The sequence below is a fragment of the Tistrella mobilis KA081020-065 genome (assembly GCF_000264455.2).
Taxonomy (GTDB): domain Bacteria; phylum Pseudomonadota; class Alphaproteobacteria; order Tistrellales; family Tistrellaceae; genus Tistrella; species Tistrella mobilis.
Genome location: NC_017956.1, coordinates 1,564,903 through 1,581,198, shown reverse-complemented (window position 1 = coordinate 1,581,198; position 16,296 = coordinate 1,564,903). Strand labels below are relative to the sequence as shown.

Sequence of the window (16,296 nt, the reverse complement as noted above, 5' to 3'; positions counted from 1 at the left end):
CTGCCCCCGCGTCCGGGCCATCAGAACCGAGAACCGTGTCCGCCATGTCCGATATCCGCCGTGTTCCGACTGCCTCCCATTGGGGTGCCTTCACCGCCGTCGTCCGCGATGGCCGTCTGGTGGAGGCGATCCCGCGCGAAGGCGATCCCTACCCCTCGGACATGGTCCGGACCATGCCGGACGCGGTTCACAACCGGGCGCGGGTCGCCCGCCCGTCGGTGCGCCGCAGCTGGCTCGGCAATGCCCCCGATCGCGGCCGCGAGCGCCGCGGCGCCGAGGATTTCGTCGCCGTTCCCTGGGACGAGGCGCTCGACATGGTCGCGGCCGAGGTCGCCCGGGTGCGGCGCGAGCACGGCCATGAGTCGATCTTCGGCGGATCCTATGGCTGGTCCTCGGCCGGGCGTTTCCACCACGCCAAATCGCAGCTCCATCGCTTCCTGAACGTCGGCGGCGGCTTCACCACCCAGGTGCAGAATTACAGCTATGCCGCTGCGATCACGATCCTTCCCCATATCCTGGGATCGATCGATGCCGTCCAGGGCCCCGTCTCGTCCTGGGACGGGATCCTGCAGCACTGCCGGCTGATGATCTGTTTCGGCGGCCTGCCGCGGATCAACATGCAGATCGAAGCCGGCGGCATGGGCGCCCATGAAGGCCGCGACTGGCTGCAGAAGATCCTGGATGCCGGCATCCGCGTGGTCTGCATCACGCCGTCGAAGGAAGACGTGCCGGATGGTGCTGAATGGCTGACCATCCGCCCCAATACCGACACCGCCGCCATGCTGGCCATGATCCATGTCCTGCTCGATGACGGCGTGGTCGACCATGAGTTTCTGGCCCGCTGCACCGTCGGCGCCGACCGGGTGATCGCCTATGTCGAAGGCCGCGCCGATGGTGTGCCCAAGACCCCGGACTGGGCGGCGGCGATCACCGGCCTCGACGCAGACACCATCCGGGCGCTGGCCCGCGGCCTCACGCGCCAGCGTTCCTTCATCAATGCCTCCTGGTCCCTGCAGCGTGCCGATCGCGGCGAACAGGCCTATTGGGCGGCGATTGCGCTCGCCTGCATGGCCGGCCATGTCGGGCTGCCGGGTGGCGGCTTCGCCCTCGGCCTCGCCTCGCTGGGCAATATGGGCGTGCCGCGGCGGGGCATGACCTCGCCGCGCCTGCCGATGGGCATGAACCCGACCGGCAGCTTCATCCCCGTGGCACGCATCTCCGACATGATGCTGACCCCCGGCGGCCGCTATCGCTATGACGGCGAAGACCTCACCTATCCCGATATCCGCCTGGTCTACTGGTGCGGCGGCAACCCCTTCCACCATCACCAGGATCTGAACCGGCTGGTCCAGGCGTTCCGCCGGCCCGAGACCGTGGTCGTCCACGAACAGTACTGGACGGCGACCGCCCGCCATGCCGATATCGTGCTGCCGGCGACCACGACGCTGGAGCGCAACGACATCGGCGCCAGCGGCCGCGACCGCTTCATCCTGGCGATGCACAAGGCGATCGAGCCGGTGGGCGAGGCCCGCGACGATTTCGCCATCTTCACCGCCCTCGCCCGACGGCTGGGCCTGGAAGAGGCCTTCACCGAAGGGCTCGACGAGATGGGCTGGCTGCGCCGGATCTATGCCGAAGCCGCCGGGGCCAATGCCGCCCGCGGCATGCCTTTCCCGGAGTTCGACAGTTTCTGGGCGGCCGGCCATATCGAGGTGCCGCCCCTCGACGAACCCTTCACCATGTTCGGCGATCTGCGCCAGGACCCGGCCGCCCACCCGCTCAACACGCCTTCGGGGCTGATCGAGCTGTTCTCGGCCCGGGTCGCCTCGTTCGGCGATCCGCACTGCCCCGGCCATCCGGTCTGGATCGAGCCCGATGAATGGCTGGGCGCGCCGCTGGCCGCCCGCTACCCGCTGCACATGCTGAGCCACCAGCCCAAAACCCGGCTGCACGGCCAGCTCGATTCGGCCGAACTCAGCCGCAGCGCCAAGATCCATGGCCGGGAGCCGGTCCATATCCACCCGGAGGATGCCGCCCGGCGCGGCATCAGCGACGGCATGGTGGTGCGGGTCTTCAACGACCGCGGCGCCACGCTCGCCGGCGCGGTGGTCACCGCCGATGTCATGCCGGGGGTGATCCGCCTCGCCACCGGCGCCTGGTACGATCCGGCGGAACCGGTGGCTCCGGGCAGCCTGGACAAGCACGGCAACCCGAATGTACTGACCGCAGATCGCCCGACCTCGGCCGTGTCCCAGGCCCCCACCGCCCATTCGACCCTGGTCGAGGTCGAACCTTATCGCGGGGCGCTGCCCGAGGTGACGGCCTTCGATCCGCCCGTCGCCGACATCGCCGCCGAATGAGCCGCGCGCGGATCCCTGGCCGCCGCCAGCAGTGCCTGCGTATAGGGATCCCGCGCCTTCGCCCCATGAATATCCGCCCGGGTGAGTTCCTCCACCGCCCGGCCGCGATGCATCACCAGCGCCCGGGTGCAGAGATGGGCGACGACCGCCAGATCATGGCCGACCATCAGCAGGGTCAGGCCATGATCGGCGCGCAGCCGGTCGAGCAGGTTCAGCACCTCGGCCTGGACCGACACGTCCAGCGCCGAGGTCGGCTCGTCGAGCAGCAGAACCCTGGGCTCCAGGATCAGCGCCCGCGCGATCGCGACCCGCTGGCGCTGGCCGCCTGACAGCTGGTGCGGAAAACGGAAGCGCAGCGACGCATCCAGCCCCACCGCCGCCATCGCCGCCGCAATCCGCCGCTCCACCTCCCCCACCCCGTGGATCACCAGCGGCTCGGCCAGGATCCGGTCGACCGTGTGCCGCGGATGCAGGGCCGTGGACGGGTCCTGAAACACCATCTGCATCAGCCGCGCCCGCGCCCGCCGGTCGGCCAGGCTCTGGCGTCCGGCCGTGACCACCGGCCGGCCATCGAACATCACGCGACCGCCATCCGGCGACAGCAGGCCCGCGATCGCGCGCAGCAGGGTCGACTTGCCCGACCCGCTTTCCCCGACCACGCCCACCGCCTCGCCCCGGGCGACGCTCAGCGACACCTGGTCGACCGCGGCCAGGCCCTGAAAGCGCACGGTCAGCCCCTGGACCTCGATCATCATCCGTCCTTCCACGCCGGGTCGCGGACCAGCACCGGCAGCGGCGCCACATGGGCATCCAGCCGCGGCCGGCAGCCGATCAGCCCGCGGGTATAGGGATGTCCGGCATGATCGAGTGCGCCGGCGGCCAGCGTTTCCATCACCCGGCCGGCATACATCACCGCAACCCGATCGGCAAAGGCCGCCACCAGATCCAGATCATGGGAAATCAGTACCAGCCCCATGCCCCGCTCGGTGACCAGCCCGTCGATCAGCTCCAGAATCTCGCCGCGCACCGAGACGTCGAGTGCCGAGGTCGGCTCGTCGGCGATCAGCAGGTCGGGTTCCCCCGCCAGCATCATCGCGATCATCACCCGCTGGGCCATGCCGCCCGACATCTGGTGCGGATGCAGGTCCAGCACCCGTTCCGGCCGGTCGATGCGCACCGCGGCCAGCAGTTCCAGCGCCGCAGCCCGGGCCGCGCGGCGACCGAGGCCACGATGCAGCCGCAGACCCTCGGCGATCTGCGCACCCGCGGTCATCACCGGATCGAGTGCGGCCTTCGGATCCTGCATCACCATGGCGATGCGCCGGCCACGCAGGCGCCGGATGGACCGCTCGCCGCCCTCGATCAGATCGATGCCGTCGAAGGCCAGCCGGTCGGCGGTCATGCGGGCCTGGCGCGGCAGCAGCCCCATCACCGCCCGCATCGAGATCGACTTGCCGGAACCGCTTTCGCCCACGATCGCCAGCCGTTCCCCGGGGGCCAGCGACAGTGAGACCTCGCGTACCGCCCGGACCGGCCCCTCGGGTCCCGGGAACGACACCGCGAGATTGCCGATGTCGAGCAGAGCTGCGCCGCCACTCATGCCTCACCCCCGGTCTGGGCGCGCGGGTCCAGCACGTCGCGCAGCCCGTCGCCCAGCAGGTTGAAGCCCATGCTGACCACGAAGATCGCCGCACCCGGCAGGGTCGCCACCCACCATTGATCGATGATGTAATCGCGGCCGGTCGCGACCATCGCCCCCCATTCCGGCGCCGGTGCCTGGGCGCCCAGGCCCAGAAAGCCCAGCCCGGCAAAGATCAGGATCACGCCGGCCATGTCGAGCGTCAGCCGCACGATCACCGAGGACAGGCAGAGCGGCGCCACATGCAGCACCAGAATCCTGAGATCCGAGGCCCCGGCCAGCCGGGCGGCCTGGACGAATTCCCGCTCCCGCACCAGCTTCGCCTCGGCCCGGGCCAGCCGGGCATAGGCCGGCCAGCCGGTGACCGCGATCGCCACCACCGCATTGCCGATGCCGGGGCCCAGCACCGCCGCCAGCGCCAGTGCCAGCACCAGCCGCGGGAAGGCCATGACGATATCGGTCAGCCCCATCAGCACTGCATCGACGCGGCCGCCGAAATAGCCGGCGGCGATGCCGATCGCAAGCCCCACCGGCCCCACGATCACCGCGACCGACAGCACCACCGCCAGCGTGATCCGCGCCCCGTACAGGATGCGCGAAAGGATGTCACGGCCCAGATGGTCGGTCCCCAGAAAATGCTCTGCGCCAGGGGCTTGCAGCCGATCGTTCAGGACCTGATCGATCGGATCATAAGGTGCCAGCACCGGCGCCAGGGCAGCCGCCAGGATCAGGGCCAGCACGATCAGGGTGCCGATCACGGTCGCCGGATTGGCCAGCGCCCGGGCCAGGAAACCCGCCGCCGCATAGCGCCGCGCCTCGGCCCGGCTGCGGGGCGTGCGGGCAGCGATGCGGGCAAGGGACGCGACCCCGATCATGCCCGCACCTCCTGCCGCATCCGCGCATCCAGCCGGCGATGGATCAGGTCGGCCGTGCGGTTGATCAGCACGAAGCCGAGCCCGACGGCAAGCGTACCACCCAGCACCGCATTCATGTCGGCCGCGAACAGCGCCTGGGTGATGTAGAGCCCGATGCCGGGCCAGGCGAAGACGGTTTCGGTCAGCACCGCACCTTCCAGCAGATGGGCGAAGGTCAGCGCGATCACCGTCACCAGCGGGACCGCGACATTGCGGAAGGCATGGCCCCACAGGATCCGGACTTCGGGCACGCCCTTGGCCCGGGCGGCGACGACATAGTCCTGCGACAGCTCTCCGATCATGAGCGACCGGGTCATCCGTGCCACATAAGCCATGGAGAAATAACCAAGAATCGAGGCGGGCAGGATCAGGTGGCGCAGGGCGTCCACCATCGCCTCGGGCTCCCCCGCCAGCGCCGTGTCGATCAGCACGAAGCCGGTCACCTCGGGGATGGTATAGGCCCAGGCGACATCCAGCCGGCCGGGCCCTGCCACCCAGCCGAGCCGGGCGTAGAAGACCAGCAACCCGACCAGCCCCAGCCAGAACACCGGCACCGAATAGCCGACCAGGGCCACCGCCCGCACCGCATGATCGGCCAGCCGGCCGGCGCGTGCCGCCGCCAGCACCCCCAGCGGCACCCCCAGCCCGACACCGATCAGGGTGCCTGCAACCGCGAGTTCGATGGTGGCCGGGAAGACCCGTGCCACATCCTCGGCCACCGTCAGCCCGGTCATGGTCGATCGACCCAGGTCGCCGTTCAGCACATTCCAGACATAGACCGCCAGCTGTTCATGCAGCGGCAGGTCCAGCCCCAGCGCCGTGCGGGCTGCGGCATAGGCCTCGGGGCTGGCCCTGTCGCCGGCGACGACCAGCGCCGGATCGATCGGCACCACCCGGCCGATCAGAAAGGTGACGACGATCAGGCCGAGCAGGGTGACGGCAAGGCCGGCCATGAAGCCGGCCGTCACCCGCACCATGCGCAGCCCCGCAGGCGCTGCCTTCACTTCGTGATCCGCCAGTAGATATAGGTGTCGAAGGCCGGGCCCGAGATCCAGCCTTCAACCGGCTTGCGCATCGCGGTCGGCTCGGTCTGCTGGAACATCACCGCCACCGGCCCCTCCTCGCGCAGCCGGCGCTGGATGTCGTGATAAAGCTCGACACGTCTGGCATCGTCACGTTCCAGCACCGCCGCGCGGGCCATCTCACCCAACTCGTCATTCTTCCAGGCATTGCGCCAGGCAATGGTCTTGGCGGTGCCGGTATCGGCGTTGTCGGGGTTGCGGGCGAAATAGTCGACCGTCGAATTGGGGTCGCCATAATCCGGCGACCAGTACATCAGCAGCAGCTCGTGGCCGCGCGCCCGGTACTTGGTCAGCACCTGCCGGGTATCGGCGGTCACGATCTTCAGCCGGATGCCGATATCGGCCAGATTGGCCTGCAGTGCCTGGGCGATGTCACGATAGGGCGCCGTGCCCGAGACGTCGATGGTCAGGTCCAGCCCGTCGGGATGGCCGGCTTCGACCATCAGCGCTTTCGCCTTTTCCACATCGCGGGTATAGGGCAGATCGTCTAGGGCCGCAAAACTGCCGGCGCCCAGGATCGACTGATGCGGCCGGTAGAGCCCTTCCAGCAGGTTCGCGGCGATGCCCTGATAGTCGATCGCCCGGCGGATCGCCTCACGCACCTTGGGCTCGGTCAGCGCCGGCACTTTCTGGTTCATCGCCAGATAATAGATCGTCGCCTTGGGCTCGGTTTCGACCTTGAGATCGGGATTGCCGGCGATGCCCTTCAGCTGTTCGGTGCCGAGCCGGCGGGCGATATCCACATCGCCCTTCTCCAGCAGCAGTCGCTGGGCGGTGGGCTCGGGCACATGGCGGATGATCACCCGCTTCATCTTCGGCGCGCCCATGTAAAAATCCGGGTTCGCCTCCAGCACCACGGCCTCTTTCGGCCGCCAGGTCACCAGGCGATAGGCGCCGCTGCCGGCGGTGTTGGTCTTCAGCCAGCCATTGCCCAGATCGCCATCGGTCTCATGCGCCAGCGCCTCGGTGCGGTCGACCACGGCGCCGACGCTGGATGACAGGCTGTTCAGCACATAGCTCGGCGCGAAGGGCTCCGACATGGTCAGCACCAGGGTGGTGTCGTCCTTCGCCACCACCATCCGGTCGACGTTTTCGGGCGTCCAGCCCAGCGCGTTCAGGATGAAGACCGGCGATTTGGCAAGCTTCACCACCCGCTGCAACGAGAAGGCGGCATCATGGGCGGTCAACGGCCGTCCGGTATGAAATTTCACCCCCGGCCGCATGGTGAAGGTGTAGGTGAGCCCGTCATCCGAGATCGTCCAGCTCTCGGCCGCCCCGCCCAGGATCTTCGTGAAATCATCCGGATCGGGCACGGTCAGGCGCAGATAGACGTTGTTCAGAATCTCGCCGGTGGCCAGCTCGAAACTCTCCGCCGGGTCGAAACTTGTTACGTCATCAATATAATGCGCCATCACCAATGTGTCGGGTGGCGTGGCCGCCCGCGCCTCTCCGGCCGGTAGCCCCTGGGCTGCGAAAAGGCCGATGGCCAGGGCGGCACAGGCCCTCAGCAGACCATGGCGCAGCCGATGACACAGCGTCGCGGGCGCCGACATTCGGGCCGTCGTCGATTGGATCACGGTCGTCACTCCCGGCGTGAAGGGGCTGCGGCCCAAGCCGGCCGCATCTGTCACGCATCATGAAGCAACTGGGCCGCCCTCGCCAAGCCCGCCCGCCACGGCAGTCAGCCCAGGGCATCCTCCACCTCGGCGTCCGGACCGGCCGGGCCGTCGGGCCCGGCATCGTCCGACAGCGGCAGCACCAGCCGCGCGACCGTGCCGAAGCCGTAGGTGCTCTCGATCTCGATCCGCCCGCCCTGCAATTCCGCCAGGGCCTTGGCGACGGTCAGGCCAAGACCGGCGCCCTCGAAGCGCCGCGACAGGCCGTCATCGGCCTGGAAGAAGGCGTCCGTCACCCGGTCCAGGCTGTCGGCCGGAATGCCCGACCCGCTGTCGGTGATGGTGATCGCGCCGGTGCCGTCCTCGCGCCGCTCCACCAGCAGCACCACCTCGCCATCGGCCTCGGTGAACTTGATGGCATTGTCGATCAGATAGTCGAGCACCCGCACCGCCAGCCGCGGATCGCCCAGAACCTCCACCGGCCCGTCATCGACATGGTCCAGCCGGACACCGCCGCGACGCGCCCGATCTGCGGCACTCCGCATCGCCGACCGGATGGCGGACTGGGCATCGAAGCTGCGCAGCTCGCAGCGCTCTTCGCCGCCGTCGATCCGACCGAGCCCGATGATCGCGTCGACCACCGAAATCAGCCGCCGGCCGGCGCGGGAAATCTCGTCGACATAGCCGTCATAGACCTCGGAACCGAGGGGCCCATGCAGGCGCGCCGTCATCAGATCGGCATAGCCCAGCACCGCCGCCAGAGGTGTGCGCAGTTCGTGGCTCATCATCGAGATGAAGCGCGACTTCGCCCGGCTGGCCGCATCGGCCAGATCCCGCGCCTCGGCAAGCGCCGCCTGCACCGCGGCGCGTTCCTCGACATCGTGGAAGGTCACCACCAGGGCCGCCACCGCCGCTTCGTCGCGCAGGTCGCGGAGTTTCACGTCGCAGGCCCGCACCCCTCGGGCGCCCATATCGACACGCAATTCCTCGGTCGCCGTGCGTTCGCCACCGGTCAGCACACGCTCGAACAGCGCGCGCAGGCGCTCCCGATCCTCGGTGACCACCATCCGCGCCAGGGGCCGGGCGCGGGCGATCGCAACCAGATCGGCCGGGCCCACCACATCCCTGATCGCGTGATCGGCATCGGCAACCACGATCAGATCGGATCCGGTGGCCAGCAGCGCCGACATCCGCCGGCTGCCCAAGCGCAGCGTCTCCGCCTCGCGCGCGGCCGACAGGGCGAAGCGTTTGTCGATGGTGGCCGAGGCGATGATGATGGTCACCACCAGCGCGGCGCTGACCGCCACCAGCACGGCGATCACCTGGGGATGCACGGCATAGGCGGACGCCTCGAGCCAGAGCAGCCGGCCGAGCGCCATGGTCTGGCCGGGTTCGAAACGGGCTGCCGCCATGCCGGTGTAATGCATGCCGCAGATCGCCACCGCCATGACCACCGATGCGCCCAGCTTGGCCGGGATGGAAACCTCCCGCCGGGCAATGGCCAGTGCTGCGGTTGCCGCGACCAGGGCTATGGCGACACTCAGCGCGAAGGTCCAGGGCTCGTAGAGCAGCCGGGCGGGCATGCGCATGGCTTCCATGCCCATATAGTGCATGCCCACCACGCCGGCACCGGTGGTGATCCCGGCGCCCAGCAGGGCACCCGGGTGGTTCCCGGCCCGCGATACCCAGGCAAGCCCCAGCCACGTCATCAGCACGGCGATGATCAGGGAGCCGACGGTCAGGTTCAGGTCGTAATCGACCGGAAAGGGCAGTTCATGGGCAAGCATCCCGATGAAATGCATCGACCAGATGCCGCCGCCCAGCACCACGCTGCCAGCCGTGATCCACACGGCGCGCATCCGGGGCCCTGCAGTTGGAATCCGGCCGACGGTCTGCAGCGCCGCGTAGGACGCGAACAGTGCGACCGCGACCGACAGCACGACCAGCCGCGTATCGTAGCCGCTTTCGGCATAGTGCCCGCCAGCGCCGTGGACGAACTCCAGAAACATATGTCAGCCGCCCTTCCGAAGGCCGTCACCGGAAACCCGGCGCGAACGTCGCCGCCGCACCACACATGGTTCCGAAGCGCGTCGGGCAGGGCGCAACGGACCAATTTTCATGGCATTCTGCCCGACGAGAGTAAAGGAAACATGGACGGAACCCATGACGAATTCAGAAGATCCGGCCCGTATCGCCGCAGCCGTGGCGGCTGCATCGCGCCGCGTGGGAGAAACCATGGCCGGCCGGCGCAGCACCCGCGCCTTCCGACCCGATCCGGTCCCGCGGGAGACGGTGGAACGGATCCTGGCCCTGGCGGCCCGCGCCCCCAGCGGATCGAACATCCAGCCCTGGAAAGTCCACGTCCTGGCCGGTGCCGCCCGCGCGCGCGTGGTGGCTGCACTGACCGCCGACCACGCCGCCGGCGCCCCGCGCGCCGCCTGGGGCTATACATACTATCCGGTGAAGTGGCGGGCGCCCTATCAGGATCGCCGTCGGGCGCTCGGCTGGTCGCTCTACGGCCTGCTCGGCATCGGCAAGGGCGATCAGGATCGCATGCAGGCGCAGGAGCGGCGCAACTTCACCTTCTTCGACGCCCCGGTCGGGCTGATCGTCACCATCGACCGCGACATGGAACAGGGATCCTGGGTGGATGTCGGGATCTTCGTCGGTCAGGTCCTGCTGGCAGCCGAAGCGATGGGCCTGCAGACCTGCCCGCAGGCCGCCTTCGCCATGTATGACGGCATCCTGCGCGACGAGATCGGCTATCCCGAAACCGAACAGGTGGTCTGCGGCATCGCCATAGGCCATGGCGATCCCGACGACGTGACCGCCCGGCTCCAGACCCCGCGTGAACCGGTGGAAGGCTTCGCAACCTTCCAGGGTTTCGCAGACTGAGACGCGGAGGCCGGCGCTGGGAGGGTAGTCCCCGCCCTGCGCCGGCCGTCACTGCTGGTCAGGCGGCATCCCATTCGGGTGCGAAGGACGGATTGATCATCCGGCCGTTGCCGCGCAGCGCATCGATCTTCGCCCGCTCGGCATCGCTCAACCGGATGTCGAGTGCTGCCAGATTGGCGCGGATATGGGCTTCGCTGCCGGCCTTCGGGATGGCGCTGACCATGGGCTGATCGATCAGCCAGCGCAGCACCACCTGCGCCGGAGAAGCGTCGTGCGCCTCGGCGATCTCGCGGATCACCGGGTCGTCGGCGACCTTGCCGCGGGCCAGCGGGCTGTAGGCGGTGACCATCATGCCATGGGCACGGGCATAGGCCAGCACCGGATCCTGGTTCAGATAGGGGTGGTATTCCACCTGATCGGCGGCGACGTCCACGCCCAGCTCTTCGACCACGCGCTTCATCAGCGCGACCGGGAAGTTGCTGAGGCCGATCAGCTTCGCCCGGCCGGCCGCCTTCACGCCTTCGAGCGCGCGCATGGTCTCGGCCAGATCGATCTTCGGGTTCGGCCAGTGGATCAGCAGCAGGTCGACCTGATCGACCTGAAGCTTCTTCAGCGACTCGTCCACCGATGCCTCAAGCGTGCCGGCGGCCAGTCGTTCATACCAGACCTTGGTGGTCAGGAAGACTTCCGAGCGGTCGATCGCGGACTCGGCGATCGCCTCGCCCACCTCGGCCTCGTTGTCATAAATCTGCGCGGTATCGATATGCCGGTAGCCGAGGTCGAGCGCGGTGCGCACCGCACGTACGCAGGCCCGGCCGGTGATCTGCCAGGTGCCGAAGCCGAGCGCCGGAACCCGGGCACCCTTGACGTCGATGATGGTCTGGTCAGGCATGGCTCATCTCCGGAAGCGGAAGGATAGGGTCCGCCGCGTCGGCGCGCGGGCGGCGCAGGGGAGGACGTCTTGTTGTGTTTGCCCCCGATGCGGGGGGAGAGATGGTCCGGCGGCGGCGGGCGTCAATCCAGCGTGACGCCCAGGCGCTCGGCCAGGAAGTCGAGACGGTCCTGGCCCCAGAAGGGTTCGCCGTCGAAGATATAGGTGGGCGCGCCGAACACGCCGGCCGCAATGGCATTGTCGGTCATGGCGGCGCGCTTCGCCGCCAGATCCGCGGTCGCCGCATCGGCGCGATCGAGCAGCGCCGCATCCAGCCCCTCACGCCGCAGCAGGTCGGCGAGCGTTTCGGTATCCGTGATGTCCCGCCCCTCGGCCCAGACCGCGCCGAGCACGCCGCCGATCAGCCCGGCGGGATCCACGCCCTCGGCCATGGCCTGCAGCACCAGATGCGCCGCCCGGGTGTCGTCGACCGGGAAGAAGCGCGGCTCCAGCTCCAGCGGCACGCCCAGCCGGTCGCGCCAGCGCTTCAGCTCGTACATGCGATAGGTCTGGCGCTGCACCGGGCGCTGTTTCAGCGGCACCCCGCCCGACGCTGCGAAGATCTTCGCAAAATCCACCGGATGCCAGCGAATGACGGCGCGGCCACGATCGGCGATCGCCACGAAGCGGTCATGGCCCAGATAGGCCCAGGGCGACATCAGCGGCAGGTAGCAGTCGACGATCCGTGTCATGGAACGGCTCCGGCAAGGGATGTGGGGCGGCCGTCGCGACGATGCCGCCCGCGAGCGGGCTCGCGGGCGGCATCCGGCAGGCGGCGCTTACGGTATACCGTTCAGGCGGGTCGGACAACGTAGCCGATGCGGGGGAAGTGCACGGCGATCTCTCCCAGCGCGGGATCCTCGCGCCGGATGCTGATCCGCCGCCGGCTGATCGCGGTCACCTCGCCGGCCACCGGGTCCTTGCCGAAATCCTCGGGCGTGACCGTCACACTGGTGCCGGGCTGCGGGGCATTGTCGTCCGCCTCCCCCATCGTCTCGGGCGGCAGCGGGGTCGCTTCGCGGGCGATGGCGAGTGCGGCATCCGGCTCCATCTCGATGCGCGTGCCGTGGCGGAACTCACGCACACGGCCGTTCCAGGCCTGGGCGTTCAGATATTCGGCCATCACCCCGCCGACCTTGCGGCCGTTGTTCTCTAGGAACCAGATCGGATGATAGGCGGCGAAATCCGCCAGGCTCGGCTCGTCGCCGAACAGATAGAGCGTGCCCTGCCCCAGCGCATCGTCGAGCACGGCAAGCGCATTGTGGAGCTGTTCCTTGAACATCGGCGCCGCCGCCTTCATCCGCTCCACATCGGCCCGCGGCGCGCCGTTCATCCGCGCACGGTCTTCCAGAAGTTCCGGCGGCAGCTTGTCGGCATTGAACGCCATGGCATAGCGCACCGCCGGCCAGAACAGCATGCGCTCGGCCCAGAGCGAGAAGGCGAGCAGGCCGCCCCAGCCGCCGGCGGCGGTGCCGTTCTCGGGGAACAGGGTCGGCTGCGGATGGCGGCGCTCCAGCTCTTCGGCGATCAGATTGGTGTCGACATAAACGTCGGCCCCGATCTGCATGACCGGCGTGCGGCGATAGCCGCCGGTCAACGGCGTCAGCTTCGGCTTCGGCGCCCAGATCGGCTGGACCACCGAATTCCAGGTCAGCCCCTTGAAGCCCAGCATCAACCGGGCCTTCTCGGCAAAAGGCGACGAATCGTAGTGATGGAGGATGATCTCCGTCATCGTCCTCTCCTGTCTGCGCGACATCCCGGCCACCGGGCACGAGCCGCCGCAGGTCTGAGCGTCCGGACCAGTCTCGTTCTGGCACTCTTCTCGTTTTGAGAACTCTATCCGGCGATCATTATACCCATGGTTTATTTTCCCGCCAGTGACGGCGGGGCTCAGTCTTCGGCGCTGCGCGGCGGCAGGGGGATCGGGCGCACCCGCTCGAAGGCTCGCGCCACCCGCAGAACCAGCGCATCCGCCCCCACCGGCCCCACGATCTGCAGCCCGACCGGCAGGCCGTCGCGATCGAAGCCACAGGGGATCGAGGCCGCCGGCTGGCCGGTCAGGTTGAACGGGTAGGTAAAGGGCGTCCAGTCGTTCCAGGTGGTCGCCGCCGGATCGCCCGGATGGTTGCGCCCGGCCTTGAAGGCGGTATCCGGCAGGGTCGGCGTCAGGATCACATCGAAGCGCCGATGCAGCCCGGCCATATGCGCCGCCAGCCCCGCGCGGCGGAACTGCGCCTGGGCGAGTGTCACGGCATCGAAGCCCTGGCCGATATTGGCCGCCGCCATCAGGGTCTGGTCCAGCCGGCGGCGCTGGTCGTCGCTCATGCCCGCGGCCATCAGGGCCGCGCCCGTGGTCCAGATGATCTGAAAGATCCGGCGGGTTTCGGGCAGATCCACCGTCACCGGCTCGACCATCGCGCCTTCGGCACGGAAAACGTCGATCGCGGCATCGACCGCGGCGGCAACGTCGTCGTCGACCGGCTCGTCATTAATGGTCGGCGCATAGCCGATGCGGAGCCCGCGCACGCCCTCTTCCAGCTCGGCGGTGAAATCCTCCACCGGAAACGGTTTCGCGTACCAGTCGCGCGCATCAGGCCGGGCCAGCACCGCCAGCATCAGCGCTGCATCGCGCACGGTCCGGGTCATCGGCCCGACATGCGACACGCTGGACAGCGGGCTGGCCGGCCAGGCCGGCACCCGGCCGAAGCTCGGCTTCAGGCCGAAAATGCCGGTGAAGCTGGCGGGGATGCGGATCGACCCGCCGCCATCGGTGCCGATATTGAGCACGCCCAGCCCGGTCGCCGCCGCCACTGCCGCCCCGCCCGACGAGCCGCCGGGTGTGCGGTCGCTGTCCCAGGGATTGCGGGTGATGCCGGCAAGCGGGCTGTCGGTCACCCCTTTGTGGCCGAATTCGGGCGTGGTGGTCTTGGCGGTGAAAACCACGCCGCTTTCACGCAGCCGGGCCACGGCCGGCGAATCCTCGTCCCAGTCCTGCCCGGGGTCGACCGCGCGGCTGCCGCGCAGCGTCGGCCAGCCGGCCGAGAGGAGCAGGTCCTTGATGGTGGCCGGCACGCCGTCGAGCGGCCCCGCCGGCTCACCCGCGATCCAGCGCAGTTCCGAAGCCCGCGCCTGGGACCGGGTGGTTTCGGGGTCGAGGAAGGCGCAGGGGTTCAGCTCGGGCTGAACCTCGGCGATGCGCGCAAGGCAGGCCTCGGCCACCTCCACCGGCGAAACCCGCCGGGCGGCATAGGCCTCGACCAGCGATGATGCGTCGGCGAAGCAGAGATCGTCGGGCAGGCTCATGATGGTCGGCCTTTCAGGGGGGAGAGGTAGGCGCTCAGGAAACCGGTTCGGGGTCGTCTTCGTCGGCCGGGGGGCGGCGCCAGCCGATGGCCGCGATTTCGGCGGCGATCCGGCCGGCAAGTTCGGCGCCCGGGCCCTGGGCGTCGGGCTGGTCGGGCAGCACCCGGCCGCCATCGGCAATCCGCAGCAGGCTGCGGGCAACCGCGGCAAACAGCGCCTCGGGCGTGCCCGGATCATCCAGCACACCGGCCGCCCCGGCCGCCAGCAGGCCCGCGGCAAGCACGGCCGGCGGCCGGTCGCCTTCGGCCGCCACCACCAGCAGCCGGCGGGCCGGCAGCCGCCCGAGCAGGGCACGGATCCCGTCCTCGGCCGCCGTCAGCGGCCGGCGCAGCGGCATCACGATCAAGAGGTCCGGATGATCGGCCAGGCGTCCCGGCAGATCAGACGCCGTCACCTCGATCGGCGGCGTCGCGGTCACGGCGGCAAGGCCGGTCCGCCAGGCGGCGGCGGTCAGGGCATCACCCTCGGGTCTGACCAGCAGAACCTGCGGCAGGCCAGGCATCACCGCCTCATCTCCCGGGGGTCGTGGCAGCCAGCCCCTGCGCCAGCCGCCGGGCCAGACCGTCAATGGCGCTGCGCGCATCCGCGAACCAGGCGGTCATGTGCAGGAAGCCGTGGAACATGCCTTCGGCGCAATGGTGGTCGGCCGCAACGCCGGCCGCCTTCAGCACCGCGGCATAGGCCTCTCCCTCGCTCTGCAGCGGGTCGAAACGCGCGGTCAGAATATGGGCGGGTGGCAGCCCGGCCAGGCTTGGCGCGTGGATCGGCGACAGCCGCGGATCTTCCAGCGAAACAGCCTGATCGGGGATATAGCAGGCGCGGAACCAGCGCAGCAGCCGCTCGGTCAGGAACAGTCCTTCGCCGGGCTTCTTCTCGCGCTTTTCGCCAGTGCCCAGATCGGTTGCGGGATAGATCAGCAGCTGGAAGACCGGCTGCACCGCATCGCCGGCATCGCGGAGCGCGATCGCGGCCGCCGCGGCCAGATTGCCGCCGGCGCTGTCACCGCCGATCGCCAGCCGGGCCGGGTCGAGCCCCAGCGCGCCGGCCCGCCCCGCCAGATCGCGGAAGGCCGCGACGGCATCGTCGAACCCGGCCGGAAACGGATGTTCGGGGGCCAGACGATAATCGAACGAGATGACCACGGCCCCCGATCCGACCGCCAGCCGGCGGCAGATGTCGTCATGGGTATCCAGATCGCCCAGCACCCAGCCGCCGCCATGCAGGAACAGCAGGGCCGGCGCAGGGCTTCCGTCGCAACCATCCGGCCGATAGATGCGCGCGGGCCGGTCGCCGGCGGCCCCCTTCAGCACCAGGGCATTTACCGCCACACCGCCCTGCACAGGGCCGCGGAAGCGGAGCATGGTGTCGCGGAACAGGGCACGCGCCTCGCCCAGCGCCATCTGGTCATAGGGCGGTGGCGGGCTGGCGCGCAGCATGTCGATGAACAGCTGCGCCTGCGGATGCAGGCCGTCGAAAGTGAACACCGGCACTCCCCT

Annotated in this window: 14 protein-coding genes; 2 read left to right on the top strand and 12 right to left on the bottom strand. The window is 69.2% G+C overall.

Features of this window, described 5'->3' with window-relative positions; translation table 11 throughout:
• The first annotated feature begins 44 nt into the window (after positions 1-44).
• Positions 45-2,360: a molybdopterin-dependent oxidoreductase gene (locus TMO_RS07155; protein WP_014744940.1), complete on the top strand. Its 2,316-nt coding sequence runs from the start codon at positions 45-47 to the stop codon at positions 2,358-2,360.
• Here the strand turns inward: TMO_RS07155 and TMO_RS07150 are convergent.
• From TMO_RS07150 to TMO_RS07125, 6 genes are all read right to left on the bottom strand, one after another.
• Positions 2,294-3,115: an ABC transporter ATP-binding protein gene (locus tag TMO_RS07150; protein WP_051045323.1), complete on the bottom strand. Its 822-nt coding sequence runs from the start codon at positions 3,113-3,115 to the stop codon at positions 2,294-2,296. The two genes, TMO_RS07155 and TMO_RS07150, sit on opposite strands and share 67 nt — an antisense overlap.
• Positions 3,112-3,960: an ABC transporter ATP-binding protein gene (locus TMO_RS07145; RefSeq protein WP_014744939.1), complete on the bottom strand. Its 849-nt coding sequence runs from the start codon at positions 3,958-3,960 to the stop codon at positions 3,112-3,114. Before TMO_RS07145 ends, TMO_RS07150 begins: the two co-directional genes overlap by 4 nt.
• Positions 3,957-4,874, bottom strand: coding sequence for an ABC transporter permease (locus TMO_RS07140; protein WP_014744938.1), 918 nt, complete (start codon positions 4,872-4,874; stop codon positions 3,957-3,959). The genes TMO_RS07145 and TMO_RS07140 overlap by 4 nt, the downstream gene beginning before the upstream one ends.
• Positions 4,871-5,917: an ABC transporter permease gene (locus TMO_RS32555; protein ID WP_014744937.1), complete on the bottom strand. Its 1,047-nt coding sequence runs from the start codon at positions 5,915-5,917 to the stop codon at positions 4,871-4,873. The genes TMO_RS07140 and TMO_RS32555 overlap by 4 nt, the downstream gene beginning before the upstream one ends.
• Positions 5,914-7,548, bottom strand: a complete 1,635-nt coding sequence (locus tag TMO_RS07130; RefSeq protein ID WP_014744936.1) for an ABC transporter substrate-binding protein — start codon at positions 7,546-7,548, stop codon at positions 5,914-5,916. The genes TMO_RS32555 and TMO_RS07130 overlap by 4 nt, the downstream gene beginning before the upstream one ends.
• A gap of 128 nt (positions 7,549-7,676) precedes the next feature.
• Positions 7,677-9,620, bottom strand: coding sequence for an MHYT domain-containing protein (locus tag TMO_RS07125; protein WP_014744935.1), 1,944 nt, complete (start codon positions 9,618-9,620; stop codon positions 7,677-7,679).
• A 226-nt stretch (positions 9,621-9,846) separates the two neighbouring features.
• On the opposite strand from TMO_RS07125, the gene TMO_RS07120 reads away from it, so the two are divergent.
• Positions 9,847-10,506, top strand: a complete 660-nt coding sequence (locus TMO_RS07120) for a nitroreductase (protein WP_014744934.1) — start codon at positions 9,847-9,849, stop codon at positions 10,504-10,506.
• Positions 10,507-10,564: 58 nt separating this feature from the next.
• Here TMO_RS07120 and TMO_RS07115 read toward each other — a convergent pair whose 3' ends face one another.
• From TMO_RS07115 to TMO_RS07090, 6 genes are all read right to left on the bottom strand, one after another.
• Entirely contained in the window at positions 10,565-11,398 is an 834-nt protein-coding gene (locus TMO_RS07115) for an aldo/keto reductase (RefSeq protein WP_014744933.1), read from the bottom strand.
• 122 nt (positions 11,399-11,520) lie between these two features.
• Positions 11,521-12,129, bottom strand: coding sequence for a 2-hydroxychromene-2-carboxylate isomerase (locus tag TMO_RS07110; RefSeq protein WP_014744932.1), 609 nt, complete (start codon positions 12,127-12,129; stop codon positions 11,521-11,523).
• Between the two features lie 101 nt (positions 12,130-12,230).
• Positions 12,231-13,169: a glutathione S-transferase family protein gene (locus tag TMO_RS07105; protein ID WP_014744931.1), complete on the bottom strand. Its 939-nt coding sequence runs from the start codon at positions 13,167-13,169 to the stop codon at positions 12,231-12,233.
• A 158-nt stretch (positions 13,170-13,327) separates the two neighbouring features.
• On the bottom strand, positions 13,328-14,740 hold the full coding sequence (locus tag TMO_RS07100) for an amidase (protein ID WP_014744930.1): 1,413 nt from the start codon (positions 14,738-14,740) through the stop codon (positions 13,328-13,330).
• 34 nt (positions 14,741-14,774) lie between these two features.
• On the bottom strand, positions 14,775-15,302 hold the full coding sequence (locus tag TMO_RS07095) for a hypothetical protein (protein WP_014744929.1): 528 nt from the start codon (positions 15,300-15,302) through the stop codon (positions 14,775-14,777).
• 7 nt (positions 15,303-15,309) lie between these two features.
• A complete protein-coding gene (locus TMO_RS07090; RefSeq protein ID WP_014744928.1) occupies positions 15,310-16,284 on the bottom strand; it encodes an alpha/beta hydrolase in 975 nt (324 codons plus the stop codon).
• Positions 16,285-16,296: the final 12 nt, after the last annotated feature.

Excerpts from the sequence above, each read along its gene's own strand:
- TMO_RS07155 (WP_014744940.1), top strand. The coding sequence starts at position 45 with ATGTCCGATATCCGCCGTGTTCCGACTGCCTCCCATTGGGGTGCCTTC.
- TMO_RS07140 (WP_014744938.1), bottom strand. The coding sequence starts at position 4,874 with ATGATCGGGGTCGCGTCCCTTGCCCGCATCGCTGCCCGCACGCCCCGC.
- TMO_RS07145 (WP_014744939.1), bottom strand. The coding sequence starts at position 3,960 with ATGAGTGGCGGCGCAGCTCTGCTCGACATCGGCAATCTCGCGGTGTCG.
- TMO_RS07125 (WP_014744935.1), bottom strand. The coding sequence starts at position 9,620 with ATGTTTCTGGAGTTCGTCCACGGCGCTGGCGGGCACTATGCCGAAAGC.
- TMO_RS07110 (WP_014744932.1), bottom strand. The coding sequence starts at position 12,129 with ATGACACGGATCGTCGACTGCTACCTGCCGCTGATGTCGCCCTGGGCC.
- TMO_RS07130 (WP_014744936.1), bottom strand. The coding sequence starts at position 7,548 with ATGTCGGCGCCCGCGACGCTGTGTCATCGGCTGCGCCATGGTCTGCTG.
- TMO_RS07105 (WP_014744931.1), bottom strand. The coding sequence starts at position 13,169 with ATGACGGAGATCATCCTCCATCACTACGATTCGTCGCCTTTTGCCGAG.
- TMO_RS07100 (WP_014744930.1), bottom strand. The coding sequence starts at position 14,740 with ATGAGCCTGCCCGACGATCTCTGCTTCGCCGACGCATCATCGCTGGTC.
- TMO_RS07095 (WP_014744929.1), bottom strand. The coding sequence starts at position 15,302 with ATGCCTGGCCTGCCGCAGGTTCTGCTGGTCAGACCCGAGGGTGATGCC.
- TMO_RS07150 (WP_051045323.1), bottom strand. The coding sequence starts at position 3,115 with ATGATGATCGAGGTCCAGGGGCTGACCGTGCGCTTTCAGGGCCTGGCC.
- TMO_RS07120 (WP_014744934.1), top strand. The coding sequence starts at position 9,847 with ATGGCCGGCCGGCGCAGCACCCGCGCCTTCCGACCCGATCCGGTCCCG.
- TMO_RS07115 (WP_014744933.1), bottom strand. The coding sequence starts at position 11,398 with ATGCCTGACCAGACCATCATCGACGTCAAGGGTGCCCGGGTTCCGGCG.